Annotated in this window: 25 protein-coding genes; 13 read left to right on the top strand and 12 right to left on the bottom strand. The window is 61.8% G+C overall.

Annotated elements, in window-relative coordinates; genetic code table 11:
• Positions 1 to 9 precede the first annotated feature (9 nt).
• The 6 genes from ATI14_RS04345 (at position 10) to fdhA (ending at position 7,729) form a co-directional block, all read left to right on the top strand.
• Positions 10 to 1,260, top strand: a complete 1,251-nt coding sequence (locus tag ATI14_RS04345) for a sarcosine oxidase subunit beta (protein ID WP_010207084.1) — start codon at positions 10 to 12, stop codon at positions 1,258 to 1,260.
• A gap of 15 nt (positions 1,261 to 1,275) precedes the next feature.
• Positions 1,276 to 1,578, top strand: coding sequence for a sarcosine oxidase subunit delta (locus ATI14_RS04340; RefSeq protein WP_080520143.1), 303 nt, complete (start codon positions 1,276 to 1,278; stop codon positions 1,576 to 1,578).
• The gene (locus tag ATI14_RS04335; RefSeq protein ID WP_016972854.1) at positions 1,575 to 4,592 is read left to right on the top strand and encodes a sarcosine oxidase subunit alpha; all 3,018 of its coding nucleotides are present in this window, start codon (positions 1,575 to 1,577) and stop codon (positions 4,590 to 4,592) included. The genes ATI14_RS04340 and ATI14_RS04335 overlap by 4 nt, the downstream gene beginning before the upstream one ends.
• Before the next feature lie 136 nt (positions 4,593 to 4,728).
• Complete coding sequence (locus ATI14_RS04330; RefSeq protein ID WP_016972853.1) at positions 4,729 to 5,361, top strand: sarcosine oxidase subunit gamma; 633 nt, start codon at positions 4,729 to 4,731, stop codon at positions 5,359 to 5,361.
• Between the two features lie 126 nt (positions 5,362 to 5,487).
• Entirely contained in the window at positions 5,488 to 6,345 is an 858-nt protein-coding gene (gene purU / locus ATI14_RS04325; protein ID WP_005792124.1) for a formyltetrahydrofolate deformylase, read from the top strand.
• A 184-nt stretch (positions 6,346 to 6,529) separates the two neighbouring features.
• Positions 6,530 to 7,729, top strand: a complete 1,200-nt coding sequence (gene fdhA, locus ATI14_RS04320; protein ID WP_016972852.1) for a formaldehyde dehydrogenase, glutathione-independent — start codon at positions 6,530 to 6,532, stop codon at positions 7,727 to 7,729.
• A gap of 50 nt (positions 7,730 to 7,779) precedes the next feature.
• Here the strand turns inward: fdhA and ATI14_RS04315 are convergent, their stop codons facing one another.
• From ATI14_RS04315 to ATI14_RS04305, 3 genes are all read right to left on the bottom strand, one after another.
• On the bottom strand, positions 7,780 to 8,145 hold the full coding sequence (locus ATI14_RS04315) for a hypothetical protein (protein ID WP_080519810.1): 366 nt from the start codon (positions 8,143 to 8,145) through the stop codon (positions 7,780 to 7,782).
• Between the two features lie 204 nt (positions 8,146 to 8,349).
• Positions 8,350 to 9,027, bottom strand: coding sequence for an anti-sigma factor (locus tag ATI14_RS04310; protein ID WP_016974183.1), 678 nt, complete (start codon positions 9,025 to 9,027; stop codon positions 8,350 to 8,352).
• The gene (locus ATI14_RS04305) at positions 9,024 to 9,650 is read right to left on the bottom strand and encodes a sigma-70 family RNA polymerase sigma factor (RefSeq protein ID WP_031320404.1); all 627 of its coding nucleotides are present in this window, start codon (positions 9,648 to 9,650) and stop codon (positions 9,024 to 9,026) included. Before ATI14_RS04305 ends, ATI14_RS04310 begins: the two co-directional genes overlap by 4 nt.
• Positions 9,651 to 9,813: 163 nt before the next feature.
• On the opposite strand from ATI14_RS04305, the gene ATI14_RS04300 reads away from it, so the two are divergent.
• Positions 9,814 to 10,386 carry a DUF2780 domain-containing protein gene (locus tag ATI14_RS04300; protein WP_016974181.1) on the top strand — a complete coding sequence of 191 codons (573 nt, stop codon included), beginning with the start codon at positions 9,814 to 9,816 and terminating at the stop codon, positions 10,384 to 10,386.
• Here the strand turns inward: ATI14_RS04300 and ATI14_RS04295 are convergent.
• On the bottom strand, positions 10,383 to 11,270 hold the full coding sequence (locus tag ATI14_RS04295) for an acyltransferase (protein WP_016974180.1): 888 nt from the start codon (positions 11,268 to 11,270) through the stop codon (positions 10,383 to 10,385). The two genes, ATI14_RS04300 and ATI14_RS04295, sit on opposite strands and share 4 nt — an antisense overlap.
• 277 nt (positions 11,271 to 11,547) lie before the next feature.
• Here ATI14_RS04295 and rloA2 point away from each other — a divergent pair, with 277 nt between their 5' ends.
• From rloA2 to creD, 4 genes are read left to right on the top strand one after another with little or no spacing between them, the layout of a single operon-like run.
• Complete coding sequence (gene rloA2, locus ATI14_RS04290) at positions 11,548 to 12,048, top strand: retropepsin-like aspartic peptidase RloA2 (protein WP_016974179.1); 501 nt, start codon at positions 11,548 to 11,550, stop codon at positions 12,046 to 12,048.
• A gap of 9 nt (positions 12,049 to 12,057) precedes the next feature.
• Entirely contained in the window at positions 12,058 to 12,726 is a 669-nt protein-coding gene (creB, locus tag ATI14_RS04285) for a two-component system response regulator CreB (protein WP_016974178.1), read from the top strand.
• The gene (creC, locus tag ATI14_RS04280) at positions 12,726 to 14,165 is read left to right on the top strand and encodes a two-component system sensor histidine kinase CreC (RefSeq protein WP_016974177.1); all 1,440 of its coding nucleotides are present in this window, start codon (positions 12,726 to 12,728) and stop codon (positions 14,163 to 14,165) included. Before creB ends, creC begins: the two co-directional genes overlap by 1 nt.
• Before the next feature lie 51 nt (positions 14,166 to 14,216).
• The gene (gene creD / locus ATI14_RS04275) at positions 14,217 to 15,575 is read left to right on the top strand and encodes a cell envelope integrity protein CreD (protein ID WP_016974176.1); all 1,359 of its coding nucleotides are present in this window, start codon (positions 14,217 to 14,219) and stop codon (positions 15,573 to 15,575) included.
• A gap of 174 nt (positions 15,576 to 15,749) precedes the next feature.
• Here the strand turns inward: creD and ATI14_RS04270 are convergent, their stop codons facing one another.
• From ATI14_RS04270 to ATI14_RS04235, 8 genes are all read right to left on the bottom strand, one after another.
• On the bottom strand, positions 15,750 to 16,379 hold the full coding sequence (locus tag ATI14_RS04270; protein ID WP_016974175.1) for a glutathione S-transferase: 630 nt from the start codon (positions 16,377 to 16,379) through the stop codon (positions 15,750 to 15,752).
• Between the two features lie 143 nt (positions 16,380 to 16,522).
• Entirely contained in the window at positions 16,523 to 16,705 is a 183-nt protein-coding gene (locus ATI14_RS04265; RefSeq protein ID WP_016974174.1) for a hypothetical protein, read from the bottom strand.
• Entirely contained in the window at positions 16,702 to 17,805 is a 1,104-nt protein-coding gene (locus ATI14_RS04260; protein ID WP_016974173.1) for a PepSY-associated TM helix domain-containing protein, read from the bottom strand. The genes ATI14_RS04265 and ATI14_RS04260 overlap by 4 nt, the downstream gene beginning before the upstream one ends.
• A 63-nt stretch (positions 17,806 to 17,868) precedes the next feature.
• Complete coding sequence (locus tag ATI14_RS04255) at positions 17,869 to 20,301, bottom strand: TonB-dependent siderophore receptor (protein ID WP_016974172.1); 2,433 nt, start codon at positions 20,299 to 20,301, stop codon at positions 17,869 to 17,871.
• 208 nt (positions 20,302 to 20,509) lie between these two features.
• Positions 20,510 to 21,472, bottom strand: coding sequence for a FecR domain-containing protein (locus ATI14_RS04250; protein WP_080520442.1), 963 nt, complete (start codon positions 21,470 to 21,472; stop codon positions 20,510 to 20,512).
• Positions 21,469 to 21,987, bottom strand: coding sequence for an RNA polymerase sigma factor (locus ATI14_RS04245; RefSeq protein ID WP_016974170.1), 519 nt, complete (start codon positions 21,985 to 21,987; stop codon positions 21,469 to 21,471). The genes ATI14_RS04250 and ATI14_RS04245 overlap by 4 nt, the downstream gene beginning before the upstream one ends.
• A 144-nt stretch (positions 21,988 to 22,131) precedes the next feature.
• Complete coding sequence (locus ATI14_RS04240) at positions 22,132 to 22,839, bottom strand: 3'-5' exonuclease (protein WP_016974169.1); 708 nt, start codon at positions 22,837 to 22,839, stop codon at positions 22,132 to 22,134.
• Positions 22,836 to 24,758: a putative nucleotidyltransferase substrate binding domain-containing protein gene (locus tag ATI14_RS04235; RefSeq protein WP_042918774.1), complete on the bottom strand. Its 1,923-nt coding sequence runs from the start codon at positions 24,756 to 24,758 to the stop codon at positions 22,836 to 22,838. Before ATI14_RS04235 ends, ATI14_RS04240 begins: the two co-directional genes overlap by 4 nt.
• A gap of 246 nt (positions 24,759 to 25,004) precedes the next feature.
• Between ATI14_RS04235 and ATI14_RS04230 the strand changes: the two genes are divergently transcribed.
• Complete coding sequence (locus ATI14_RS04230; RefSeq protein WP_016974167.1) at positions 25,005 to 25,451, top strand: response regulator; 447 nt, start codon at positions 25,005 to 25,007, stop codon at positions 25,449 to 25,451.
• A 120-nt stretch (positions 25,452 to 25,571) separates the two neighbouring features.
• Positions 25,572 to 25,988, top strand: a complete 417-nt coding sequence (locus ATI14_RS04225) for a hypothetical protein (RefSeq protein ID WP_016974166.1) — start codon at positions 25,572 to 25,574, stop codon at positions 25,986 to 25,988.
• Positions 25,989 to 26,024: the final 36 nt, after the last annotated feature.

Raw genomic sequence — 26,024 nt, 5'->3', positions numbered from 1 at the left:
GTAATGACTATGCAACGCTACTCGGGCTTCGGCCTCTTCAAGCACTCACTCAGCCACCACGAAAACTGGCAGAAAATGTGGCGCACGCCGACCCCCAAGAAGGTCTACGACGTGGTCATTGTCGGCGGCGGCGGGCATGGTCTGGCGACCGCTTACTACCTGGCCAAGGAACACGGCATCACCAACGTGGCCGTGGTCGAGAAAGGCTGGCTGGGCGGCGGTAACACCGCGCGCAACACCACCATCGTGCGGTCCAACTACCTGTGGGACGAGTCGGCGCACCTGTACGAACATGCGATGAAACTGTGGGAAGGCCTGTCCCAGGACCTGAACTACAACGTGATGTTCTCCCAGCGTGGCGTGTACAACCTGTGCCACACCCTGCAGGACATCCGTGATTCCGAGCGCCGCGTGAGCGCCAACCGCCTCAATGGCGTGGACGGCGAACTGCTCAACGCCAAACAAGTGGCCGACGAGATCCCGTACCTCGACTGCTCGAAAAACACGCGCTACCCGGTACTCGGCGCCACCGTGCAACGGCGCGGCGGCGTGGCCCGTCACGATGCCGTGGCCTGGGGCTTTGCCCGTGCGGCTGACGCCCTCGGCGTGGACCTGATCCAGCAGACCGAAGTGATCGGCTTCCGCAAGGAAAACGGTGTGTGCATCGGCGTGGAAACCAACAAGGGCTTTATCGGCGCCAAGCGCGTCGGTGTGGTCACGGCCGGTAACTCCGGGCATATGGCCTCGCTGGCGGGCTTCCGCCTGCCGATCGAATCACACCCGCTGCAAGCGCTGGTGTCGGAGCCGATCAAGCCGATTATCGACAGCGTGATCATGTCCAACGCTGTACACGGTTACATCAGCCAGTCCGACAAGGGCGACCTGGTGATCGGCGCCGGTATCGACGGCTATAACGGCTATGGCCAGCGCGGCTCGTACCCAGTGATCGAACACACCATTCAAGCCATCGTCGAGATGTTCCCGGTGCTGTCCCGTGTTCGCATGAACCGTCAGTGGGGCGGCATCGTCGACACCACGCCGGATGCGTGCCCGATCATCTCCAAGACGCCGGTACCCAACATGTTCTTCAACTGCGGTTGGGGCACCGGTGGCTTCAAGGCCACCCCAGGCTCAGGCAACGTGTTTGCCGCCAGCCTGGCCAAGGGTGAAATGCACCCGTTGGCGGCACCTTTCTCCATCGACCGTTTCCACAACGGTGCGTTGATCGACGAACACGGCGCTGCGGCCGTCGCCCACTAACAGGAGAAATTCCCTATGTTGCATATCTTCTGTCCTCACTGTGGCGAACTGCGCTCCGAAGAGGAATTCCACGCGTCCGGCCAAGCGCACATCCCGCGCCCGCTGGACCCGAATGCCTGCACCGATGAAGAGTGGGGCGACTACATGTTCTTCCGCGACAACCCCCGTGGCCTGCACCAGGAGCTGTGGATTCACGCTGCCGGTTGCCGCCAGTACTTCAACGCGACCCGCGACACCCTGACCTACGAAATTCTTGAAACCTACAAGATCGGTGAGAAGCCACAATTCACCGCCAAGGCCTCTGGAGAGAAGGTATGAGCCAGACCAATCGCCTGTCCAACGGTGGCCGGATCGACCGTAACAAAGTCCTGACGTTTACCTTCAACGGCCAGACCTACAAGGGCTTTGAAGGTGACACGCTCGCCGCAGCCCTGCTGGCCAATGGCGTCGACATTATCGGCCGCAGCTTCAAGTACTCGCGCCCTCGCGGCATCTTCGCCGCCGGCGCCGAAGAGCCGAACGCGGTGCTGCAGATCGGCGCCACCGAAGCCACCCAGATTCCCAACGTGCGCGCCACGCAACAGGCGTTGTACCAAGGCCTTGTCGCCACCAGTACCAACGGCTGGCCGAACGTCAACAATGACGTGATGGGCATTCTCGGCAAGGTCGGCGGCAAGCTGATGCCGCCGGGTTTCTACTACAAAACCTTCATGTACCCGCAATCGTTCTGGATGACGTACGAGAAGTACATCCGTAAGGCGGCTGGCCTTGGCCGCTCGCCGACCGAGAACGACCCGGACACCTACGACAACATGAACCGTCACTGCGACGTGCTGATTGTGGGCGCAGGCCCGGCCGGTTTGTCGGCGGCCCTGGCGGCTGCGCGCAGCGGTGCCCGCGTGATCCTCGCCGATGAGCAGGAAGAATTCGGCGGCTCGCTGCTCGATTCCCGCGAAAGCCTTGACGGCAAGCCAGCCGCTGAATGGGTTGCCAGCGTGGTTGCTGAATTGAAAGCCCTGCCGGACGTGGTGCTGCTGCCCCGCGCCACCGTCAACGGCTACCACGACCATAACTTCCTGACCATTCACGAGCGCCTCACCGATCACCTCGGTGACCGTGCGCCGATTGGCGTGGTTCGCCAGCGTATCCACCGTGTGCGCGCCAAGCGTGTGGTGCTGGCGACCGGCGCGTGCGAGCGCCCGCTGGTGTACGGCAACAACGACGTACCGGGCAACATGCTGGCCGGTGCCGTCTCGACTTACGTGCGCCGTTACGGCGTGGCGCCGGGCAAGAAACTGGTGCTGTCGACCAACAACGATCATGCCTACCGCGTTGCGCTGGACTGGCTCGATGCCGGCCTGCAAGTGGTCGCCGTGGCCGATGTGCGCCACAACCCACGCGGCGCGCTGGTGGAAGAAGCCCGCGCCAAAGGCATTCGCATCCTCACCGGCAGCGCCGTGATCGAAGCCCGTGGCAGCAAGCACGTCACTGCCGCCCGCGTCGCTGCGATTGACGTCAAAGCCCACAAGGTCACCAGCCCCGGCGAGTGGCTGGAGTGCGACCTGGTGGCCAGCTCCGGCGGTTACAGCCCGGTGGTGCACCTGGCCTCACACTTGGGCGGCAAGCCGACCTGGCGTGAAGACATCCTTGGTTTTGTACCGGGCGAAGCCCCGCAAAAACGCGTGTGCGTGGGTGGCATCAACGGCGTCTACGGCCTCGGTGATTCCCTGGCAGACGGTTTTGAAGGCGGCGTGCGCGCGGCCAGTGAAGCCGGTTTTGCGCCAGTGGAAGGTACTCTGCCAAAGGCCCTGAGCCGTCTGGAAGAGCCGACTTTGGCCGTGTACCAAGTTCCGCATGACAAGCCGACTGCACGGGCGCCGAAGCAATTCGTCGACCTGCAAAACGACGTGACCGCCGCCGCCATTGAACTGGCGACCCGCGAAGGTTTCGAGTCGGTCGAGCACGTCAAACGCTATACCGCGCTGGGCTTCGGCACCGACCAGGGCAAGTTGGGCAACGTCAACGGCCTGGCCATCGCGGCCCGTTCGTTGAACGTGACCATCCCGCAGATGGGCACCACCATGTTCCGTCCGAACTACACGCCGGTGACGTTTGGCGCGGTAGCGGGCCGTCACTGCGGGCACATCTTCGAGCCGGTGCGCTACACCGCACTGCAAGCCTGGCACGTGAAAAACGGCGCCGAGTTTGAAGACGTCGGCCAGTGGAAACGCCCGTGGTACTTCCCGCGCAATGGTGAAGACCTGCACGCCGCGGTGAAACGCGAATGCCTGGCCGTGCGCGACAGCGTCGGCCTGCTGGATGCGTCCACCCTCGGCAAGATCGACATTCAGGGCCCGGATGCGCGTGAGTTCCTCAACCGCATCTACTCCAACGCCTGGACCAAGCTCGATGTGGGCAAGGCGCGCTACGGCCTGATGTGCAAGGAAGACGGCATGGTCTTCGATGACGGCGTGACCGCCTGTCTCGCCGACAACCACTTCCTGATGACCACCACCACTGGCGGCGCGGCTCGCGTGTTGCAGTGGCTGGAAATCTACCAGCAGACCGAATGGCCGGACCTCAAGGTGTACTTCACCTCGGTCACCGACCACTGGGCGACCATGACCCTGTCCGGCCCCAACAGCCGCAAGCTGCTGAGCGAAGTGACCGATATCGACCTGGACAAGGACGGCTTCCCGTTCATGACCTGGAAGGAAGGTCTGGTCGGCGGCGTACCGGCTCGCGTGTTCCGGATTTCGTTTACCGGTGAGCTGTCGTACGAAGTCAACGTGCAGGCCGACTACGCCATGGGCGTGCTGGAAAAAATCGTCGAGGCGGGCAAGAAATACAACCTGACCCCGTACGGCACCGAAACCATGCACGTACTGCGGGCCGAGAAGGGCTTCATCATCGTCGGCCAGGACACCGACGGCTCGATGACCCCGGACGACCTGAACATGGGCTGGTGTGTCGGCCGTACCAAACCGTTCTCGTGGATCGGCTGGCGCGGCATGAACCGTGAAGACTGCGTGCGTGAAGAGCGCAAGCAACTGGTGGGCCTCAAGCCGATCGATCCGAATGTGTGGCTGCCGGAAGGCGCGCAGCTGGTGTTCGATCCGAAGCAGACGATCCCGATGAAGATGGTCGGCCACGTCACCTCAAGTTATGCCCACAACTCCCTCGGCTATTCGTTCGCGATGGCGGTGGTGAAGGGCGGCTTGAAGCGCATGGGCGAGCGGGTGTTTTCGCCGCAGGCCGATGGCAGCGTGATCGAGGCGGAGATTGTGTCTTCGGTGTTCTTCGACCCGAAAGGCGATCGCCAGAACATCTGACACCTGATCGTTCCCACGCTCCGCGTGGGAATGCATCCCGGGACGCTCCGCGTCCCAAGAGCGGACGCAGAGCGTCCATGGCGGCATTCCCACGCAGAGCTTGGGAACGATCCACAGTATTCAGGAAAGGTGCTTTATGACAGCAGCCAATGTTTACCAACAACGCCCTACCTCCGGCGCCAAGGCCGAGTCGTCGCTGCACCATGCCGACCTCGCCAGCCTGGTCGGCAAGGGCCGCAAAAACGCCGGCGTGACCGTACGCGAAAAGAAACTCCTCGGCCACCTGACGATTCGTGGCGACGGCCACGACGCCGCCTTCGCGGCCGGTGTGCACAAGGCCCTGGGTATCGAACTGCCCGGCGCCCTGCAAGTCGTCGTCAAGGGCGAAACCAGCCTGCAATGGCTCGGCCCGGATGAGTGGTTGCTGATCGTGCCAAGCGGTGAAGAATTCGCCGCCGAGCAAAACCTGCGTGCGGCCCTGGGTGAGTTGCATATCCAGGTCGTCAATGTCAGCGGCGGCCAGCAGATCCTCGAACTCAGCGGCCCGAACGTGCGCGATGTGCTGATGAAGTCCACCAGCTACGACGTGCACCCCAACAACTTCCCGGTGGGCAAGGCGGTGGGTACGGTGTTTGCCAAATCGCAATTGGTGATTCGCCACACGGCCGAAGACACCTGGGAACTGCTGATTCGTCGCAGCTTCTCGGATTACTGGTGGTTGTGGCTGCAGGATGCGTCTGCCGAATTCGGCCTGAGCGTAGCAGCCTGATACTGATCGTTCCCACGCTCTGCGTGGGAATGCATCCCGGGACGCTCTGCGTCCCAAGAGCGGACGCAGAGCGTCCATGGTGGCATTCCCACGCAGAGCGTGGGAACGATCAAGGAGTCACGCACAATGAGCCGCGCACCTGATACATGGATTTTGACCGCCGACTGCCCCAGCGTGCTCGGCACGGTGGACGCGGTGACCCGCTACCTGTTTGAGCAGGGTTGCTATGTGACCGAGCACCACTCGTTCGATGACCGCCTTTCGGGTCGGTTCTTCATTCGCGTGGAATTCCGCCAGCCCGACGGGTTTGACGAGCAGGCCTTCCGCGATGGCCTGGCCACCCGTGGCGAAGCCTTCGGCATGATCTTCGAGCTGACGGCGCCGAACTATCGGCCAAAAGTGGTGATCATGGTCTCCAAGGCCGATCACTGCCTGAACGACTTGCTGTATCGCCAGCGCATCGGCCAACTGTCGATGGACGTGGTCGCAGTGGTCTCTAATCACCCCGATTTGAAGCCATTGGCCGACTGGCACCAGATTCCCTACTACCATTTCCCCCTCGACCCCAACGACAAACCGTCCCAGGAGCGTCAGGTGTGGCAAGTGGTGGAAGACACCGGCGCCGAGCTGGTGATCCTTGCGCGCTACATGCAAGTGCTGTCGCCGGAGCTGTGCCGCAAGCTCGATGGCAAGGCCATCAATATTCACCACTCGTTGCTGCCGGGCTTCAAGGGCGCCAAGCCGTATCACCAGGCGTACAACAAGGGCGTGAAGCTGGTGGGCGCCACGGCGCATTACATCAACAACGACCTGGACGAAGGCCCGATCATTGCCCAGGGCGTGGAGGTGGTGGACCACAGCCACTATCCCGAGGATTTGATTGCCAAGGGGCGCGATATTGAAGGACTGACGTTGGCCCGGGCCGTTGGGTATCACATTGAGCGGCGGGTGTTTTTGAACGCCAATCGCACGGTCGTTCTTTAGATCGCTATCGCGGGCAAGCCCGCTCCCACATTTTTGACCGTGTGAACCCGATCAAATGTGGGAGCTGGCTCGCCTGCGATGAGGCCCTGACAAACAACACAAGAAACAGCATCTGTACCCGAGCACTTAACGCGCCGCCTGCCTGGGCGACGCAGTTCCATAAAAACAACAGCGAGGTGAAAGCATGTCTGGTAATCGTGGTGTCGTGTATCTCGGCAACGGCAAGGTCGAAGTACAGAAAATCGACTATCCCAAAATGCAGGACCCCCGTGGCAGGAAGATTGAGCACGGCGTCATCCTGCGCGTGGTCTCCACCAACATCTGCGGCTCCGACCAACACATGGTACGCGGCCGTACCACCGCCCAGACCGGCCTGGTGCTCGGTCACGAGATCACCGGCGAAGTGATCGAGAAGGGCAGCGACGTCGAGAACCTGAAAATCGGCGACCTGGTGTCCGTACCGTTCAACGTGGCCTGCGGCCGTTGCCGCTCCTGCAAGGAACAACACACCGGCGTGTGCCTGACCGTCAACCCGGCCCGCGCCGGTGGCGCTTACGGCTACGTCGACATGGGCGACTGGACGGGCGGCCAGGCCGAGTACGTGCTGGTGCCCTACGCTGACTTCAACCTGCTGAAACTGCCGGACCGCGACAAGGCCATGGAGAAAATCCGCGACCTGACCTGCCTCTCCGACATCCTGCCGACCGGCTACCACGGCGCCGTGACGGCAGGCGTTGGCCCTGGCAGCACCGTGTACATCGCGGGTGCCGGTCCGGTCGGCCTGGCCGCTGCCGCTTCGGCCCGCCTGCTGGGTGCGGCGGTGGTGATCATCGGCGACGTCAACCCGGTGCGCCTGGCCCACGCCAAGGCCCAGGGCTTTGAAATTGCCGACCTGTCCAAGGACACTCCGCTGCACGAACAAATCGCCGCCCTGCTGGGCGAGCCGGAAGTGGACTGCGCCGTCGACGCTGTGGGCTTCGAAGCCCGCGGCCACGGCCATGAAGGCGTGAAAGCCGAAGCCCCGGCCACTGTGCTCAACTCGCTGATGGGCGTGGTGCGCGTGGCCGGCAAGATCGGTATTCCGGGCCTGTACGTGACCGAAGACCCGGGTGCCGTGGACGCCGCCGCAAAAATGGGCAGCCTGAGCATTCGCTTCGGCCTGGGCTGGGCCAAGTCCCACAGTTTCCACACCGGCCAAACCCCGGTGATGAAGTACAACCGCCAACTGATGCAGGCGATCATGTGGGACCGCATCAACATTGCTGAAATCGTGGGCGTGCAAGTGATCAGCCTGGATGATGCACCGCGCGGTTACGGCGAGTTCGATGCGGGCGTGCCGAAGAAGTTTGTGATCGATCCGCATAAGTTGTTCAGTGCGGCGTAAGGCAAGAGGCTAAAAAAATGGCGACCCTGAAGGTCGCCATTTTTTATGGGTTATTTAAGTGTCGTCAGCCGCAGATAGGGATCCGCCACCTCGCCGTTTTTAACCAGGCGCTTGCCGCCGTAATCGCAATGGACCTTGCCGTTTTGCTCGTTGATTTCCTCTGGTTTGAGCTCGTACTCCGGTGCCAGGTAGTCGTCGCTGGTCGCAGCAGTTTGCCCGGTCCAGGTCTTGCCGTTGGCAGTGGCGGTGTATTGATAACCTTCACCGTAAGGTGGTGGAAGGTCGGGGTCTGTGTAGGGTGTGGAGTGGATGTCTCGCGGGGCCGGGCATTGGCCGATGTCGATGGCTTGCGCGCGCGGTTGCTGACTGCTGATGGCACTGAATACGGCAAAAACGTTAGGGATCAATCCGATCATGAGGGTTACAGCTCCTGAGTAGGTAGGCCTGATAGAGGCTGTCTTGGGTGGGCTGTAACGACGCTTGGGTTCCGGGGAGTCGGGAGTGGCAGGAGTGGGAAAGGGCGACACACAGCCGCCCTCTTTGCCGGGAGCAAACCGCCCTGATGATGAAGATCAAATGTGGGAGCAGGCAAGCCAGCTCCCACATGGGGTTGAGTGGTGTCAGCGAGTAGCCAGCGCGCCTTGGTACAGCACAGGGCCGGTCGGCTGGCCGGTTGGCGAACCGCCTTGTGGCTCCAGGCTGACGGCGAGGGTCAGTGGTGCCGTCAGCAACGCCTGTTGCTCCTTGCTCAGCTGAATCCGGCCTTTGCCGGCATCAGGCACCAAACCCAGGGAAATCGGCTTGCCGCCGGCCGGAATGGCCCACAGTTCCAGCACTCGCGCAGGTTCCAGCGCCGCCAGCGTCAACGGCTCGACTTGCAGGTAATCGGCAAACGCCTGAATGCGCAGCGCCGGTTGCTGGCTGGCGTTGACCAGGGTGGCGTTGTACTGCGCGGTGTTCTCGCGCTGGTAGAGCACGCCGACAAACAGCGCCAGCACCACGGCGCACGCCGCCGCGAGCAAGCGGAAATTCATCCAGAACGGCTTCTTCGCCGGTACATGCAGCACCTGCGGCTCAATCCGCGCCTTGATGCCGGCCCACACGTGATCGGGCACCGGCCGTTCGGGCAATGTACCGGTCAGGCTGGCGAGGGCATCCTGCCAGTGGCCAAGTTCGATGCGTAGCGCGGCGTCGTCCAGCAGCAGGTGTTCAAAACGTTTGCGCGCGGTCGCGGGCATCAACCCGATGGCGTAGTCGGCGGCGAGGGCACGGCGCAGGGCAGTGGTTTGGTAGTTCATGATTCAAGGCACCTGCGCAGGCGCTCCATGCCGCGACGAATCCAGGATTTGACCGAGCCCAGAGGCGCCGCCAGATGGTCGGCCAGTTCCGAGCACGACAGGCCCTGAAAGTAAGCCACGGTGATCGACTGGCGTTGCATGCCGTCGAGGGTGTCGAGGCAACGGTTGAGGGCGCGGGCGTCGCGCTCGCTGTCGAGTTGCTCGTGGGCGCTGGGGCTGTCGTCAAGCATTGCGTCCTGCTGGCCGTCTGCCAGGGGTTGCTCACGGTGTTTGCGCAGCTGGTCGATGGCCAGGTTGCGGGTGATGTTGACCATCCACGTCATCGGCGCCGCCAGGTGAGCTTCGTAGCGCGAGGCGTTGTACCAGATGCGCACAAAGGCTTCCTGCAGCACCTCTTCGGCCAGGTCCGTGCGGCCCATGAAACGCAACGCCACGCCATGCAGGCGCGGCGACACGCTGCGGTACAGGGTTTCGAACGCCTGGCGGTTGCCCAGGGCGCATTGGGCCAGCAACGGCCGCAACGGGTCAGCATCGTTCATCGAAATAGGGCTTCTCCAGGCTCTCGTACGAGGGCGACGGGACGGCGCACGGTAGGCAGAGGGTAGTTCAGCTCTTGCATTCATTCCATCCGGCTCCGGGCGAGGCATGCCAGATATACGCAAGGCTTGGCCATTTGGATGCGGAATTTTCTGAACTATTCTTGATAGGGGTCTTGAAGTGGGAACATTCCTCCAGGACTGTCAGTCAAACGCCTGCTTTTAGCTCCTACATTCAGAGGTTGTCTTGATGAAGATTTCTCGCGGTATTGCCCTGTCCTGCCTGTTGACCGTGGCCGCCAGCCCGGTGTTTGCCGCAGGTTTCAGCCTCGGTGACGTGGCCAACGCCGTTTCCGGCGCCCAAGGCAGCAACAACAAGGCGGCTGCCGCAGCGCCGAGCTCCCAGACCGCCGGCCTGCTGAGCGCCCTGACCTCGCAACTGAACGTCACCCCCGAGCAAGCCGTCGGCGGTACCGGCGCCATGCTGGGCCTGGCCAAGAACCAGTTGAGCAGCACGGATTATTCGCAACTGGGCAAGAGCGTGCCCGGGCTGGACCAACTGTCGGGGAGCAACTCCTTGGGCAGCCTCGGTGCCTTGAGCGGTTTGCTCGGCCAGACCGGCGGCAGCAAGACCAGCGGCTTGGACAGCGTGCTGGGTAACGTGAAAAACACCAACGACCTGAACACCGCCTTCAGCGCCTTGGGCATGGACAGCGGCATGGTCGGCCAGTTTGCGCCGGTGATTCTGCAATACCTGGGCGGCCAGGGCGCCAGCCAGTCGGTGCTGGGCAAACTCGCCTCGGCCTGGGGCACTGGCAGCTAAGTCTTTTCCGCGCGCAGCTGCTCGATGCGCGCGTCCTTCTCCATCCAGAGCTGGTTCACCCAGTTCTGGACAGTCTGGCGAAACGCCGGATCATTCTCGTAATCCCCCTGCCACAACGCCGGGTCCAGCTCACGGGTGCGGATATCAATGATCACCTTCGGCACCGCGCCGCTGATCAAGTCCCAGAACCCCGGAATCTTTTGCTGCGGATAGACCACGGTCACGTCGAGGATGGCATCCAGCTGTTCGCCCATCGCTGCCAGCACAAATGCCACGCCGCCCGCCTTGGGCTTGAGCAGCCGCGCAAAGGGTGAGGCCTGCTGCGCGCGCTTGGCTTCGCTGAACCGCGTGCCTTCCAGGTAATTGACCACCGTCACCGGCTGGCGCTTGAACAGCTCGCAGGCTTCTTTGGTGATTTTCAGATCCTGCCCCGCCAGTTCCGGGTGCTTTGCCAGAAAGGCTTTGGTGTAGCGCTTCATGAACGGGTAATCCAGCGCCCACCAGGCCAGACCGAGGAAGGGCACCCAGATCAGCTCTTTTTTCAGGAAGAACTTGAAGAACGGCGTGCGCCGGTTGAGGGCTTGAATCAGCGCCGGAATATCGACCCAGGATTGGTGGTTGCTGATCACCAGGTAGGACGTGTCGCCACGCAGTTCGTCGCCGCCGCGAATGTCCCATTGAGTGGGAATGCACAGCGAGAAAATCAGCTTGTCGATCTCGGCCCAGGTCTCGGCGATCCACATCACCGCCCAGGACATGTAGTCGCGAAAGCGGCCGGGGGCGACCAGCTTGAGCAGGGCAAACACCATCAATGGCCCGAACAGCACCAGGGTGTTGAGTAACAGCAGCAGTGTGACCAAACAGCCGGTGAGCAGGCGGCGCATAAGCAACTCTTGGAATTATGTGGGCGGGCCATGATAAGAGAGGTGAGTCTAGAGGCCAAATCGCAAATTGCCCGACGAATGTTTCACAATGTGGCATGTAGTGTTTGATCGTTCCCACGCTCTGCGTGGGAATACAGCCCTGGACGCTCCGCGTCTGCTTAAAGGCGTGACGCAGAGCGTCACAAGAGGCATTCCCACGCTGAGCGTGGGAACGAGCTAACTAAGCTGCGCTTTTGCGGTCTAGAATCCGCCTACTTCTTTCCGGGGAAATTACTTCGTGAAACTGCTATTTGCCTCGCTCGCCCTGTTTGCCCTGCCGGCCATGGCCGCCGACCCGACCCTCTACGGTCGCTACGAATACATCCAGTTGCCCGAGATCGGCCAGACCTTCAAAGCCAAGATGGACACCGGCGCCCTGACCGCTTCGCTGTCGGCCCGTGACATCGAAACCTTCAAGCGTGATGGCGACGACTGGGTGCGCTTCCGCATTGGCGGCAAGGATGCGAGCGACAAGGTCTTCGAACACAAGGTCTCGCGCATCAGCAAAATCAAAAGCCGCGCCGATGAAGACGACGACAAGGACGAAGCCACCGTGGCCAAGCGCCCGGTCATCGACCTGGAAATGTGCCTGGGCGACGTCAAGCGCACGGTCGAGGTCAACCTCACCGACCGCAGCAGTTTCAACTACCCGCTGCTGATCGGCGCCAAGGCCCTGCGTGAATTCGGCGCGGCGGTCAACCCGGCCCGCCGTTACACGGCTGACAAACCGGACTGCTGACAGACGCCCATGCCGCATATCCTGATTGTCGAAGACGAAGCCGCGATTGCCGACACGCTGATCTTTGCGTTGCAAGGTGAAGGCTTCACCACCACCTGGCTGAGCCTGGGCCAGGAGGCGCTGGCGCATCAACGGCAGACGCCCGCCGACCTGATCATCCTCGACATCGGCTTGCCGGACATCAGCGGCTTTGAAACCTGCAAGCAACTCAGGCGCTTCACCGAAGTGCCGGTGATGTTCCTCAGTGCCCGCGATGGCGAAATCGACCGGGTGGTGGGGCTGGAAATCGGCGCCGACGATTATGTGGTCAAGCCGTTCAGCCCGCGCGAAGTGGCGGCGCGGGTCAAGGCGATCCTCAAACGAGTCGGCCCCGGCGCAGCGCCTGCCGTGTTTCAGGTGGACCTGGAGCGCATGCAGATCAGTTATCGCGGCCAGCCCCTGAGCCTGACGCGCCACGAATTCCGCCTGCTGCAAAGCCTGCTGGAACAGCCCGAACGGGTGTTCAGCCGCGAACAATTGCTCGACGCCGTGGGCGTGCCCGCCGATGCCGGTTACGAGCGCAACATCGACACCCATATCAAAAGCCTGCGCAGCAAGTTGCGCAATGTGGCCGCTGATGCCGAACCGATCCAGACCCACCGCGGCCTGGGCTACAGCTACAGCCCGGGCAACAGCTGATGCGCCTGGGGCTGCGGATTTTCCTGGTGTATGCGCTGTTTATCGGCTTGACCGGTTATTTCGTGCTCAACACCGTGATGAAGGAAATCCGCCCCGGCGTGCGCCAGTCCACCGAAGAAACCCTGGTGGACACGGCCAACCTGTTGGCCGAGATCCTGCGCGAGGACGTGAAAAACGGCACCCTCGGCCAGAGCCACTGGCCCGAATACCTCAAGGCATACGGCACGCGTCAGCCGGGCGCGACCATCTGGGGCTTGCCGAAGAACCAGGTCAACCATCGCATCTACGTGACCGACGCCAACGGCATCGTGTTACTCGACTCCACCGGCGAAGCGGTGGGCCAGGATTACTCCCAGTGGAACGATGTGTACCTGACCCTGCGCGGCGAATACGGCGCGCGTTCCACCCGCAGTGAACTGGATGATCCGGCCTCCTCGGTGATGCATGTGGGCGCGCCGATCCGTGACAACGGCCGGATTATCGGCGTGGTCACCGTGGCCAAGCCCAACAGTTCGTTGCAGCCCTATGTGGACCGCACCGAGAACCGCCTGCTGTGGTACGGCGCCGGCCTGATGGTGCTGGGGCTGTTGCTCGGTGCGCTGTTGTCGTGGTGGCTGAGTGTGGCGTTAAGGCGCCTGACGGCGTATGCCGAGGCGGTCAGCGAAGGGCGGCGCGCGGAGCTGCCGCATTACCGCGGCGGCGAGCTCAAGCAACTTTCCACCGCCGTGGAGCACATGCGCACCCAGCTGGAAGGCAAGGCTTACGTCGAGCATTACGTGCACACCCTAACCCACGAATTGAAGAGCCCGCTGGCGGCGATTCGCGGCGCGGCGGAGCTGTTGCAGGGGGACATGACCCGCGAGCAGCAACAGCGCTTCGTGGGCAATATCGACAGTGAAAGCGCGCGCTTGCAGCAGTTGATCGAACGCCTGCTGAACCTGGCGCAAGTGGAGCAACGACAGGGCCTGGAGGAACAGACGAGCATTGCGCTGGCGACGATGGTCGAGGATGTGCTCAAGGCGCAGTGCGCGCGCATTGAAGGCGCGGGTTTGCAGGTCGAGCAGGCGATTGCAGCGGATGTGAAGGTGTTCGGCGAACCGTTTTTGCTGCGCCAGGCGCTGGGCAATCTGCTGGATAACGCCCTGGATTTCACTCCACCCGGTGGCACGTTGAGGTTCAGCGCCCATACGCGCCACCATGAAGTGCAGATCACGCTGTTCAACGCGGCGGCGCCGATTCCCGACTATGCCCTGCCGCGCTTGAGCGAGCGGTTCTACTCGCTGCCGCGCCCCGCCAGCGGGCGTAAAAGCACGGGGTTGGGCCTCAACTTTGTCGAGGAAGTGATGAAGCTTCACGGTGGCACCCTGCAGATCGGCAATGTGCCGGGCGGCGTGCAAGTGGTGCTGCAACTCCACACAGTCTCCACATCCCCCACATAAACCGCCCATACGGGCTGCCCAGACTCTCCCCATTCAAACAGGGAGAGCCCCATGAACCGCAGCCTGCTTTTCAAACTTGGCGCGATTGCGCTGCTGATGTTGCTGTTGCTGATTCCGTTGCTGATGATCAACGGCATCATTACCGAGCGCCAATACACGCGTGATGCCGTGTTGGCCGACATCGCCCGCAGTTCCAGCTACGCCCAGCGCCTCACCGGGCCGGTGATGGTGGTGCCGTACCGCAAGATCGTCCGCGAGTGGAAACTCAATGAAAAGCTCAACCAACGCTACGAGGAAACCCGTGAAGTGCGCGGCCGTCTGTATTTCCTGCCTGAGCGTTTTGAGCTCGACGGCCAGGTGCAAACCGAACTGCGTGCGCGAGGCATCTACCAGGCGCGGCTGTTCCACGCCGACAACCGCATCAGCGGGCGTTTTGTTTTGCCTGAGCAGTTGGGCATCAAGGAAAACTTCGCTGATTACACCTTTGAGCCGGCGTTTCTGGCGGTGGGCATCAGCGATATTCGCGGCATTGAAAATGCGTTGATGCTGGAGCTGGGCGGTCAGCGCCTGGAGTTTTCGCCGGGCACCCAAGTGGGCTGGCTGGGCGAGGGCGTGCATGTGGCGTTACCGGAACAGGACAGCAAAAAACCGGCCGCCCTGGATTTTGCTTTCGACCTGCGCCTGCAAGGCACCGAACAGTTGCAGGTGGTACCGGTGGGCAAGACCAGCCAGGTGTCGCTGGCTTCGAATTGGCCGCACCCGAGCTTTATCGGAAACTTCCTGCCGTCACAACGGGAAGTGACCGACAAGGGATTCACCGCCAACTGGCAGACCACGTTCTTCTCTACCAACCTCGAAGAAAGCCTGCGCGGCTGTTCGTACGATCAGGTCTGTGACGACTTCAACAGCCGCAGCTTCGGCGTGAACTTCATCGACCCGGTGGACCAGTACCTCAAGAGCGACCGCGCGATCAAATACGCGCTGTTGTTTATCGCCCTGACCTTTGCCGGTTTCTTCCTGTTCGAAGTGCTCAAGGGCCTGGCGGTGCACCCGATCCAGTACGCCTTGGTGGGGGTTGCCCTGGCGTTTTTCTACCTGTTGTTGCTGTCGTTGTCCGAACACATCGGCTTCGCGTTGGCTTACCTCGTCTCGGCGAGTGCCTGTGTGTTGCTGGTCGGCTTTTACGTGTGCCACGTGCTGCGCAGCGTCCGCCACGGCCTGGGGTTTTCGGCGGGGCTGGCGGCGCTGTATGGCTTGTTGTACGGGTTGTTGAGCGCCGAGGATTACGCGCTGTTGATGGGCTCGCTGTTGCTGTTCGGCCTGTTGGGCACGGTGATGGTGCTGACGCGCAAACTGGACTGGTACGGCGTGGGCAAGCGCAAGGGGTTTGAGATGGAGGCGGTGCAATGATCGGGTTGCGTGAGGATCGGCAGATGAGGGCGCGGATGGTCGACTATCTCAACTTTGCCACCAGCCTCTGTGGGAGCGGGCTTGCCTGCGATAGCGGTGTGTCATTCAACATCTCTGTTTCTGATCCACTGCTATCGCGGGCAAGCCCGCCCCCACATGGGGTGGAGGCGGAGGTTAAAGCGGGGGTTGAGTCTGCTGCATCGAAGGTCGCTGGCTGACCTCGGCATACCAGGCGGCAAGCTTCGGGTTGGCGTCACGCCATTGCAGGTCCGGGTGACGGAAATCCAGGTAACCCAAGGCGCAGGCCACGCTGATCGCGGCGATGTCGAAGTGGCTGGCCAGCTCGGCAATGGCGTCCTGTTCCAGCTCGGCGACGCTGCGACGGATTTTGTTGCGTTGCTCGTCCAGCCATGGCGCCCAGTGCTTTTCTGCGGGGCGCATCGCGGTCTCGTAACGCACCAGTACCGCGGCGTCCATGATGCCGTCGGCCATTGAGGCGAGGGTCAGGCGGCGCCAGCGCGCCGAGCCGTCGCGGGGAATCAGCGGGTTGCCGACGTGCTGGTGGTCGAGGTAATCGAGGATCACCCGGCTGTCGTGCAATACGCTGCCGTCGGCCAGGCGCAGGGCGGGGATTTTGCCGACAGGGTTGCCTTGCACCACCTGGGCATCCGGGTTGACTGGCGTTGGCAGACAGCTTTGCAGGGCTACGCGCTCCTGTTGGCCGGTTTCAGCCAGCAACACGCGGACTTTGCGCACGAAGGGCGATGCGGGGTTGTGAAACAAGGTCATGCTGGGAGCGGACATTGGGCAAACCTCGGAAATGGGCTGCGGCTAGCCTAGAGATATTGAGGGTGTTTTTGAAGGCCTCATCGCAGGCAAGCCAGCTCCCACATGTTGATCTGTGAGCACCGTTAAATGTGGGAGCTGGCTTGCCTGCGATAGCGCCTTCAGCCGCACCGCTTAAACAACCCCCAAACACCAATGGCTGCCGGACCCCCCAACCCCACCCAACTGAGCGAATCCCACAGCCCGTCCCCCAACAACGCCGCAAACAACCCGGCGGCGCTGAGCAGGCCAATCCCCAGTGGAATGCCGAACACCTTCCAGAAACTAGACTGACGCGGCTTCATGGTTTGGCGGCCTTGCGCCGCACGACCCACAGGTAAATCCCGCTGCCGAGCACGATGATGGTCAGCACATCCAGCACCGCCCACAGAACCTTCATCGGCATGCCGCCGTAATCGCCAAAATGCAGCGGCTGTGACATGCCCATGGCGTCCATGTACCACGGCCGTTCGGCGATGGCGGTGACGGCCAGGGTGCTGGCATCAATCAGTACAGGCGTGAGCAGATGTGAGGTCAGGTGCGTGCTGCCCTTCATGAACACCGCGTAATGGTGCTCGCTGGAAAAGCGCGTGCCGGGGAAGGCGATAAAGTCCGGCTCCATGCCTGGCGCGGCCTTGGCGGCGATGCTCAGCAGTTCGGTGGCGGGTGCGCGCTGGGTCAACGGCGGGGCGTTTTTGTAGGGTTCGATCATGGCGCTGAGGCTGTCCTGGCGCCAGGCGGCGATGATCAGATCGGCGCAGGCACTGATTACGCCGGTCACGCCCACCACCAACGCCCAGGTCAGGGTGACTATGCCGATCAGGTTATGCAGGTCGAGCCAGCGCAGGCGCGTGGATTTGTCCTGACGCACGGTGGCGAACTTCAGCCGGCGCATGAATGGCAGGTACAGCACCGTGCCGGAAACAATCGCCACCACAAACAAAATGCCCATGAACGCCAGCAGCAACTTGCCCGGCAGCCCGACGAACATGTCGGTGTGCAGGCGCAGCAGGAACAGGGTCAGCCCGCCATTGGCCGCCGGCGTTTCCAGGGCGTCGCCGGTGCGTGCATCGAGCATGAAGGTATGGGACGAGTTGGGTTCGGTGCCGGCCGTGGCGGCCATGATCGCGATCACACCGTTCTTGTCGTCTTCGTCCCAGGCCAGGTATTGCATGGCCTCGCCGGGGCGATGGGCCTGGGCTTTGGCGACCAGTTGCTCAAGGTTGAGCTGCGGTGTGTCGGCAGGCATCTGCGCCAGTTGCGGCTCGTTGCCCAGCAGATGGTCGATCTCATGGTGGAACACCAGCGGCAAGCCGGTGAGGGCGAGCAGCAGCAGGAACACCGTGCAGATCAGGCTGGTCCAGGTGTGGATGAAGGACCAGCGGCGGATGGTTTTGCTTTTCATTTTTTCAACCTTCAGACACACCAAAGCCGCCCCGTGGGACGGCCCGGTGACTAACTCAGGCGATTACCACTGGTAGGTGGCGCTGGCGACAACGCTGCGCTGGTCGCCGAAGTAGCAGTAGGAACCGTCACAGGTGGAAATGTAATCCTTGTTGAACAGGTTGGTGGCATTGAGTTTCAACGAGGCCCCTTTGAGGCTGTTGTCCAGACGGCCCAAGTCGTAATGCACCGCGCCGTCGAACACCGTGTAGGCGTTGGCCTTGCCCAACCAGGTGTTGGCCTGGTCGCCATAGGTGTTGCCCGTGTAGCGCGCGCCGAAGCCGATACCGAAGCCGTCAAGCACACCGTTGTGCCAGGTATAGTCGGTCCACAACGATGCCTGCTGGTTCGGCATCAGTTGCAGGCGGTTGCCTTTGAACTCGCCTTTCTGCACTTCGGATTTGGCGAGGGTATAAGCCGCGATTACTTTGAGGTTCTCGGTGACGTCAGACACGGCCTCCAGTTCCAACCCCTTGACCTTCACTTCGCCGGTCTGGTCGGTGACCGCCTGGCCGCCCGCGCCTGTGCTGGCGACCAGTACGTTTTTCTGGGTCAGGTCATAGATCGCTGCACTCAGCAATGTGTTGGTGCCTGGTGGCTGATACTTGACCCCCAGTTCCCATTGCTTGCCTTCGGTGGGCTTGTAGGATTTCACCGGATCTACGCTGGCGTTGCTGGCAGGCTGAAACGACTCGGCGTAGGACAGGTAAGGCACAAAGCCCGAATCGAACACATAACTGATCGCCGCGTTGCCGCTGAAGTTCTTGCTGCGGTCAGTGTTGGTTGCGTCGTTTTTGTTGAAGTAGGTGGTGCCTTGGTGCACCCAGTCTTCACGCCCACCGAGCGTCAGGCGCCATTTGTCGAGGGCCATCTGGTCTTGTGCGTAGAGGCCGGTTTGCACGGTTTTCTGGTTGTAGTCGTAATACGCATCGGAGCGCGGAGGGCGTACCACCGGCGCAGTGTTCACCGGGTTGAAGATATTGACGCGCCCGGCACTACCGTAGATCGACAGGTATGAGGTGTCGGTGCGTTGATGATCCAGGCCCAGCAGCAGGGTGTGGGTGATGTCGCCGGTGCTGAAGTCGGCCTGAAAATTGTTATCGACCGCGAATTGGCCGATGTTTTCATCAACGTTGGTCGAGGTTCGGTCGATATTGCCGGCAGCGTCAACCGGGAAATAGGCGTAGGCACCTACGGTCAACTGCTGGAACGACAGCTCCGATTTTGTGTAGCGCAGGTTCTGCTTGAACTGCCAGGTGTCATTGAAGCGGTGCTCGAAAGCATAGCCCAGCGCGTAGTAGGTACGGTCGTAGAACTCGTAATCCGGATCGCCCAGGTTTTTGTGGTGGGAAACGTCACCCAATGGCGAGTTTATCTTGGTACCCACGATCGGCAGGAATTGGCTGGTGGCGCCTGTATCGTCTCGCGTGAATTGCGACAGGAAAGTCAGCTTGGTATCGGGGTCGATGTTCCAGGTCAGGCTCGGCGCGATGTTGTAGCGCTTGTTGTCGATGTGATCGACCTGAGTGCCCGCATCGCGGACCACGCCGCTGAGGCCGTAGAGAAACCGGCCCTCATCATCGATCTTGCCGGTGCTGGCGAAGTTGATTTGGCGGTAGTTGTCACTGCCGTATTGCAGCTGGATGGCACTGCTCGATTCAGCGCTGGGGCGGCGGCTGACCATGTCCAGCAAGCCGCCGGGTGGCGTTTGACCGTAGACCGACGACGCCGGGCCCCGCAACAGGGCGAGGCGGTCCAGGTTCCAGGTTTCGGCTTTCGGGTTGGCGTAGACACCGCGTGGCAGTGGCAAACCATCAAGGAACTGCGTGGGTTCGAAGCCGCGCACGCGCATCCAGTCGTAACGGGTGTCGCTGCCGTAGCTGGCAGACACGATGCCGGGCATGTATTTGACCGCGTCGTCCAGGTTCTGGACGTTGCGGTCCTGCATCTGCTGGCGGGTGGCGACGGAGATCGAGCGCGGCGCTTCGACCAGCGCAGTGTCGGTCTTGGTGCCGGCGGCGGTGCGGGTCGCCAGGTAGCCTTGCACCGGGCCCCAAGCGCTTTCGTAGTTGGCGTCTTGCCCGGTGATGTTGGTTTCCGGCAGGGCCACCACACCGTCGGGGATCGCGACCAGGGTGAAGGTGCCCGCGCTGCTTTGCTCCAGCTGCAACCCCGTCCCGCGCAATGCCTCACGCAGCGCGCCCTGTGCATCGAACTGGCCTTTGACCGGGGCCGAGGTTTTGCCCGAGGCCAGCGACGGATTGAGTGTCAGCGCAAGGCCCGCCTGGCTGGCGATCTGGTTCAAGGTGGTGGCCAGCGGCGCCGCCGGCAGGTTGTAGGCGCGCACGCTGGAAGCCTGTTCGGCGGCGACCAGCGAGGTGCTGGCCAGCGGGGCGCTGAGGGCGATGGCCAGGGCTAACAGGCTGGGGCGCAGCAAGGTGTCGAGCGTGCGGGACATGGGGACGGCTCCTGAATGGAAATATTTCTCAATTGCCTAGGTGCCGGACGAGAATCAAAAAGTGATAGGGCGGGGTGAAAATATTTTTTGGGGTGTTCTCCAGGGCCTCATCGCAGGCAAGCCAGCTCCCACATTTTGATTTGTGAACACCGACAAAAATGTGGGAGCTGGCTTGCCTGCGATAGCAATAGCCGGGGCACGCCGAAGCCTAAGGCTTGCCCTTGACCGTCACCCACCACGGCGTGTGCTGCTCGATCTGCACCGGCAAGGTGGGCAGCAGGGCGTTGAGCGCCAGTGTGGTGTCATGCAGCGGGAAGCTGCCGGTGATGCGCAAGTCGGCGGCGTTTTTATCCACCCCCAGGTAGCCGGTGCGGTAGCGCCCCAGTTCATTGACCACATCGCCCAAACGGGCGTTGTCGACCACCAGCATGCCGCGGGTCCAGGCGTCGGTGGCGGGGGTGACGGCCAGCACCGGGCCGAGGCCGTCACTGCGCATCAGCACTTGCTGGCCTTGCTTGAAAATTTGTTCCTGGCGCAACGCCTCCGGCTGCGCAGCCACCGCGGACTGCAACACGCTCAAGCGCGTGGCGTCGTCCTCGCGCCTGACGATAAACCGCGTGCCCAGCGCCCGCAGGCTGCCGTCGCGGGTTTGCACATAAAAAGGCCGCGCATCGTTATGGCCGGTTTCAACGAGAATTTCGCCTTCCTGCAACACGATCAACCGGCGTTTCTCATCAAAACGCACGTCAATGGCGCTGTGGGTGTTGAGGTTGATCAGCGTGCCATCCGCCAGTTTCAGCGTACGTTGCTCGCCAGTGGCGGTGCGCTGGTCGGCCAGCCAATAGTGGATCGGCACATAACGTTCACCGGCAAACAGCGCCAGGCCAATGACCAGCGCCACACTCGCCAGGCCGCTGCCCAGCTTGCGCACGCGCTGGCGGATGCTCTGGCGCGACTGCAGCAATGCCGCCCGTGCCGGGCCCGACGCCAGGCTGAAGCGCTGGTCGAGCATGCCCAGTTGGCGCCAGGCGCGGGCGTGTTCTTCATCGCTGGCCAGCCATTTGTCGAACTCCTCGCGCTCCAGCGCGCTGCCGTCGTCCGAATCAAGAGACAGTTGCCAGGCAATCGCAGCATCCAGCACACGCGCCGAAACCGGCCTTGAGGCTGTCACAACGGCTCGCCATACAGGGCGATGTAGCACTGGCGAATGCCCTGGGCCAGGTACTGGCGCACGCGCGGCACCGACACGCCGAGGCGCTGAGCGATTTCGGCGTGGCCTAGGCCGTCGAGGCGGTTATAGAGGAACGCCGCGCGGGCCTTGCTCGAGAGCTTGCCGAGCAAACGGTCGATGGCCTTCAGGTCTTCGAGGATCAGTTGCTGTTCTTCCGGCGAGGGGTGCTCGCTTTCCGGAATCAGCATCAATTCGGTGAGGTAGGCCTGTTCCAGGGCGGCGCGACGGAAGTAGTCGAACAGCAGGCCTTTGGCGATGGCCACCAGAAACGCCCGTGGCTCGCGGGGTTCGCGCAGCTCGTCGCGGCCGAGCAGGCGCATGAAGGTGTCCTGGCTCAGGTCCTCGGCGCGGCTCGGGCACGCCACATTGCGCCGCAGCCAGGCCAGCAGCCAGCCACGATGGTCGCGATACAACGCGCCAACTAGCTCACTGTGTGGGGTCTGGACCGACGACAAGGCATCACCGAATAAACAAGAGGTTTAAACTAACGAGAATTATTCGCGATTGTGTCAGAGGCGCAGGGCGTGCGCAATTGGCGTCTGTCGGGCGATCGTTCCCATGCTCTGCGTGGGAATGCCTCTCTGGACGCTCTGCGTCCGCTAGAAAGAGGGCGCCTGTTTGCGCCGTTTCCATTGGCTCAAACGCTCTTGCAGTGCCTGCGGGCTGTCGATGTGCTGGCGGCTTGCGCGGCTGAACAGGATGAGCATCAGCTCGGCCGTGGCCAGGGCGTCGGCGCTGGCGTGATGACGTTCTCCCACGTGCAGCTTGAAGTGGTTGATCCAGTCATCAAGCCCGGCTTCACGAATGTTCGCTTCGGGGCACAGCAGCGGGGCGAGGTCGGCCACATCCAGAAACGGATGGCCCAGACGATAACCCAGGCTGTCCTTGAGCGCGCGGCACAGCATGTGGTGATCGAATGGCGCGTGAAAGGCCAGCAACGGGCTGTCGCCGACGAATTCCATGAAGTCGAGCAGCGCTTCGGCCGGGTCGCTGCCGGCGGCAATCGCGCTGGGGCCCAGGCCGTGAATCAACACGCTGGGGCTGAGCTTTGTTTCAGCACGTTGCAAGGTGCGTTCGAACAGTTGAGAAAAGTCCACCGCACCGTCCTCGATCACCACGGCGCCAATGGACAGCACTTGGTCGCGGTTGAGGTTCAGGCCGCTGGTTTCCAGGTCTACCACCACCCAGCGTTGGCTGCGCAATGGCCCTTCCCCCAGTGCGACGGGTTTGGGCAATTGCGCCAGGCGCTGCTGTTGTTCTGCGTCGAGTCCGGGTTTTTTCTTACGTAGCCATCCGAACCAGCTCACAGTTGATACCGCAATGTCAGGCTGCTTTGCAGGCGCTGGGCCTGACGCAGGGATTCGCGCAGGATGCGCCGGTCCAGGTGGTTGAGGCTGTCGGGGTCGACGCGGTTGGAATACGGCTGGTTCTCGCGGGTCTGCAACTGGTGCTGCTGCATGCGGGTTTGCTGGATGAAATGGTACGCCTCTTCATAAGCCGCGCCGTCCAGCGGTTCGATGATGTGCTTGCCCACCAATTGGCGCAGGCGCTCCAGGGTGTTGTTGGCGTGGATGCCATTGGCCAGGGCCAGCAAGCGAGCGCCATCTACAAACGGCGTGAGGCCTTGCACTTTCAGGTCCAGCGTGGCTTTTTCCGCGCCTTTGCGGGTCAACACAAATTCGCGAAAACGCCCCACGGGCGGGCGTTGGCGCAAGGCGTTCTCGGCCAGCATGCGTTGGAACAGCCGGTTATCCGCCACTTGATCCAGAATGCCCTGGCGCAGTTGCTCGGCGCCGCGTTCTTCGCCCCACACCACGCGCAAGTCGAAATAGATGCTCGACCCCAGCAGGTTCTCCGGCGTCGCCTCGCGGATGAACGCCGCAAACCGTCGCGCCCATTCCGCCCGCGACAAGCACAGCTCGGGGTTGCCCGCCATAATGTTGCCTTTGCACAGGCTGAAGCCGCACAGCGCCAGGCTGCCGTTGATCTGCTGCGCCAGCGGCAACAGCCGTGCGCGAATGTCCGCCGCCTCGGCAGCGTCCCTGGCCTCGAACAGGATGCCGTTGTCCTGGTCGGTAAACAGGGTTTGCTCACGACGCCCTTCGCTGCCGAAACACAGCCAGCTGAACGGCACGCCAGGGTCGCTGTTTTCGGCCAGCGTGAGTTCGATCACCCGGCACACGGTGTGATCGTTGAGCAGCGTAATGATGTGGGTGATCTGGGTCGACGAGGCGCCATGGGCCAGCATGCGCTCGACCAACTGGCCGATTTCGCCGCGTATGGCCACCAGGTTTTCCACCCGTGGCGCATTGCGGATGGTGCGGGCCAGGTGCACCAGGTCCACGCGTTGCAGGGAAAACAGGTCGCGCTCGGACACCACGCCACACAGGCGTTGGTCCTTGACCAGGCACACATGGGCGATGTGCCGCTCGGTCATGGCGATGGCGGCATCGAAGGCGCTGTGGTCCGGCGTGAGAAAAAACGGCGCCTGGGTCATGTGATGTTCGATGACTTGATTGAAGTCGCTGGCGCCGTCGGCCACCACTTGGCGCAGGTCGCGCAGGGTAAAAATGCCCAGGGGCGCTTTATGCGCGTCCACGATCACGATGCTGCCCACCTGCTGCTCGTGCATCAGCGTTACCGCCTCGCGCAACGGCGTATTGGGGCTGCAGGTGACGGGGTGGCGCATGGCCAATTCCCCCAGGCGGGTGTTCAGCGAGTACTGGGTGCCAAGGGTTTCCACGGCTTTTTGCTGCACCTGCTGGTTCACCTGATCCAGCAGGCTGCTGACGCCGCGCAAGGCAAAGTCGCGAAACGGGCTGGACAGCGCGAACAGTTTGATAAAGGCCGGTTTGTTCAGTTGCAGGCAGAAGGTGTCTTCAGCGGCTTTGTGTTCGGTGCGCGTGGCGCGCTCACCGAGCAGCGCGGCGAGTGGGAAACATTCGCCCGTGGTGATTTCGAAGGTGGTTTCGCTGGAGTCCGGCCGCTCGCCCACTACCCGGCCTTGCTTGACGATATAGAAGTGCTCCACCGGCCCGCCCGATGGCTTGAGGATGCTGTCACCCGGTCCGTAAAAGCGCAGTTGGCATTGCTCGACCAGAAACGCCAGGTGCGCGTTTTCCATCTGGTTGAAGGGCGGGAAGCGTTGCAGGAATTGCAGGGTGCCGTGGATGTTCTGCAACACGGCGGTTTTTCCCGCCTGGGCGAAAGCATCAGCTTTACTCATAACAGTGACCGCAGTTTTTTTGTCGTTATCGTTCCCCATGGTCGACTTCCGCGCGGCGGGTGCCCATTGGACGTAAGTCTAGGTCGAGGAGAACCGCGCCCCGCTAGGGAAAAACCTTACATGGCTATCGTCCAAACCCCGTAGAACGCCCACTAGGCAAACTTTCCGACGAAGTGCACATTGTTCGCCCTTCCGCAGATGTCTGACGAGTGTGCTGGGAGATTGATGAGAACTGCTGAGAAACGTATGTCCGACCACGATATTTTGAGTGATGCCGAGCGCGAGGCGCTGAGCGCCGTGATGCTGGAGCCCGATTTACCGCCACAGCGCGTGTTGATTGTTGACGACGACAAGGACGCGCGTGAACTGCTGGCGGAAATCCTCGGGCTGGACGGCATTCGCTGCATGACCGCCGACAGTGGCGAATCGGCGTGGGACTTATTGAGCTCCAGCAGTTCCATCGGCTTGTTGATCACCGATTTGCGCATGGCGCCGAGCAATGGCCTGGAATTGATCAAGCAAGTGCGCGGTTCCACCCGGGCCGCGTTGCCGATCATCATCATGTCGGGCGATGCGGAAGCACGGGACGTGATCGATGCCATGCACATGAGTGTTGTGGACTTCATGCTCAAGCCGATCGATAGCGTGAAGTTGGCGAAGATGGTCAAGCGCGAACTGGGGATGGTCCAGTAGCGACCGTTGGTCGAACCTGTCAACTCTGACAGTAGGCAGGAAACTGCGAAGACGGTGTACTGGGCTTGAGCGTTCTGGAACGTTGCCAGTGGCTCATCACCTGTGCACAAGGAGCTCGCCATGACGACTGCTGCGCAAACCAAAGCGAAAACTGATAAAGAATTGGAAAACACCTTCTGTTTGATAAAAACAGACGATGCCCCCGAAGCCCGGGTTCTTGCCATTAAAAACGTCTCCGGCACGTCCAAGAGAACCAAGGTCTCGGGCGGAGGGGCTGAGAAAATCGAAATAACCTATGCCGAATCGTTCACATCGGGCTCAAAGATCATTACCACTGGGTCACCCGACAACATTATTTATACCGACAGCAGTGGCAAGACGTTTGATACTCAGTCGGCAGCTGGGCTACTTCGACTGGAGATTGAGAAGGAGGGTGACCTGCGCGTACAGAAGGGGGATTTGCAAAATGTGCGTTTGGAGAGTTCGACAGGAGAAAGTGTGCTGTTAAATGGGGTGATTTTTGCCTACACATCCTGACTGGCCGCCACAACGCGCAGCATCTTATTGCATTGG

The organism is Pseudomonas tolaasii NCPPB 2192 (assembly GCF_002813445.1).
GTDB classification, from domain to species: Bacteria; Pseudomonadota; Gammaproteobacteria; order Pseudomonadales; family Pseudomonadaceae; genus Aquipseudomonas; species Aquipseudomonas tolaasii.
This window is presented reverse-complemented; position numbering and strand designations above follow the sequence as displayed.

Bases quoted from the DNA above. Each gene is read 5' to 3' on its own strand.
- ATI14_RS04345 (WP_010207084.1), top strand. From the start codon at position 10: ATGCAACGCTACTCGGGCTTCGGCCTCTTCAAGCACTCACTCAGCCAC.
- ATI14_RS04340 (WP_080520143.1), top strand. From the start codon at position 1,276: ATGTTGCATATCTTCTGTCCTCACTGTGGCGAACTGCGCTCCGAAGAG.
- ATI14_RS04335 (WP_016972854.1), top strand. From the start codon at position 1,575: ATGAGCCAGACCAATCGCCTGTCCAACGGTGGCCGGATCGACCGTAAC.
- ATI14_RS04330 (WP_016972853.1), top strand. From the start codon at position 4,729: ATGACAGCAGCCAATGTTTACCAACAACGCCCTACCTCCGGCGCCAAG.
- purU (WP_005792124.1), top strand. From the start codon at position 5,488: ATGAGCCGCGCACCTGATACATGGATTTTGACCGCCGACTGCCCCAGC.
- fdhA (WP_016972852.1), top strand. From the start codon at position 6,530: ATGTCTGGTAATCGTGGTGTCGTGTATCTCGGCAACGGCAAGGTCGAA.
- ATI14_RS04315 (WP_080519810.1), bottom strand. From the start codon at position 8,145: ATGATCGGATTGATCCCTAACGTTTTTGCCGTATTCAGTGCCATCAGC.
- ATI14_RS04310 (WP_016974183.1), bottom strand. From the start codon at position 9,027: ATGAACTACCAAACCACTGCCCTGCGCCGTGCCCTCGCCGCCGACTAC.
- ATI14_RS04305 (WP_031320404.1), bottom strand. From the start codon at position 9,650: ATGAATGCAAGAGCTGAACTACCCTCTGCCTACCGTGCGCCGTCCCGT.
- ATI14_RS04300 (WP_016974181.1), top strand. From the start codon at position 9,814: ATGAAGATTTCTCGCGGTATTGCCCTGTCCTGCCTGTTGACCGTGGCC.
- ATI14_RS04295 (WP_016974180.1), bottom strand. From the start codon at position 11,270: ATGCGCCGCCTGCTCACCGGCTGTTTGGTCACACTGCTGCTGTTACTC.
- creB (WP_016974178.1), top strand. From the start codon at position 12,058: ATGCCGCATATCCTGATTGTCGAAGACGAAGCCGCGATTGCCGACACG.
- creC (WP_016974177.1), top strand. From the start codon at position 12,726: ATGCGCCTGGGGCTGCGGATTTTCCTGGTGTATGCGCTGTTTATCGGC.
- creD (WP_016974176.1), top strand. From the start codon at position 14,217: ATGAACCGCAGCCTGCTTTTCAAACTTGGCGCGATTGCGCTGCTGATG.
- ATI14_RS04270 (WP_016974175.1), bottom strand. From the start codon at position 16,379: ATGTCCGCTCCCAGCATGACCTTGTTTCACAACCCCGCATCGCCCTTC.
- ATI14_RS04265 (WP_016974174.1), bottom strand. From the start codon at position 16,705: ATGAAGCCGCGTCAGTCTAGTTTCTGGAAGGTGTTCGGCATTCCACTG.
- ATI14_RS04260 (WP_016974173.1), bottom strand. From the start codon at position 17,805: ATGAAAAGCAAAACCATCCGCCGCTGGTCCTTCATCCACACCTGGACC.
- ATI14_RS04255 (WP_016974172.1), bottom strand. From the start codon at position 20,301: ATGTCCCGCACGCTCGACACCTTGCTGCGCCCCAGCCTGTTAGCCCTG.
- ATI14_RS04235 (WP_042918774.1), bottom strand. From the start codon at position 24,758: ATGAGTAAAGCTGATGCTTTCGCCCAGGCGGGAAAAACCGCCGTGTTG.
- ATI14_RS04230 (WP_016974167.1), top strand. From the start codon at position 25,005: ATGTCCGACCACGATATTTTGAGTGATGCCGAGCGCGAGGCGCTGAGC.
- ATI14_RS04225 (WP_016974166.1), top strand. From the start codon at position 25,572: ATGACGACTGCTGCGCAAACCAAAGCGAAAACTGATAAAGAATTGGAA.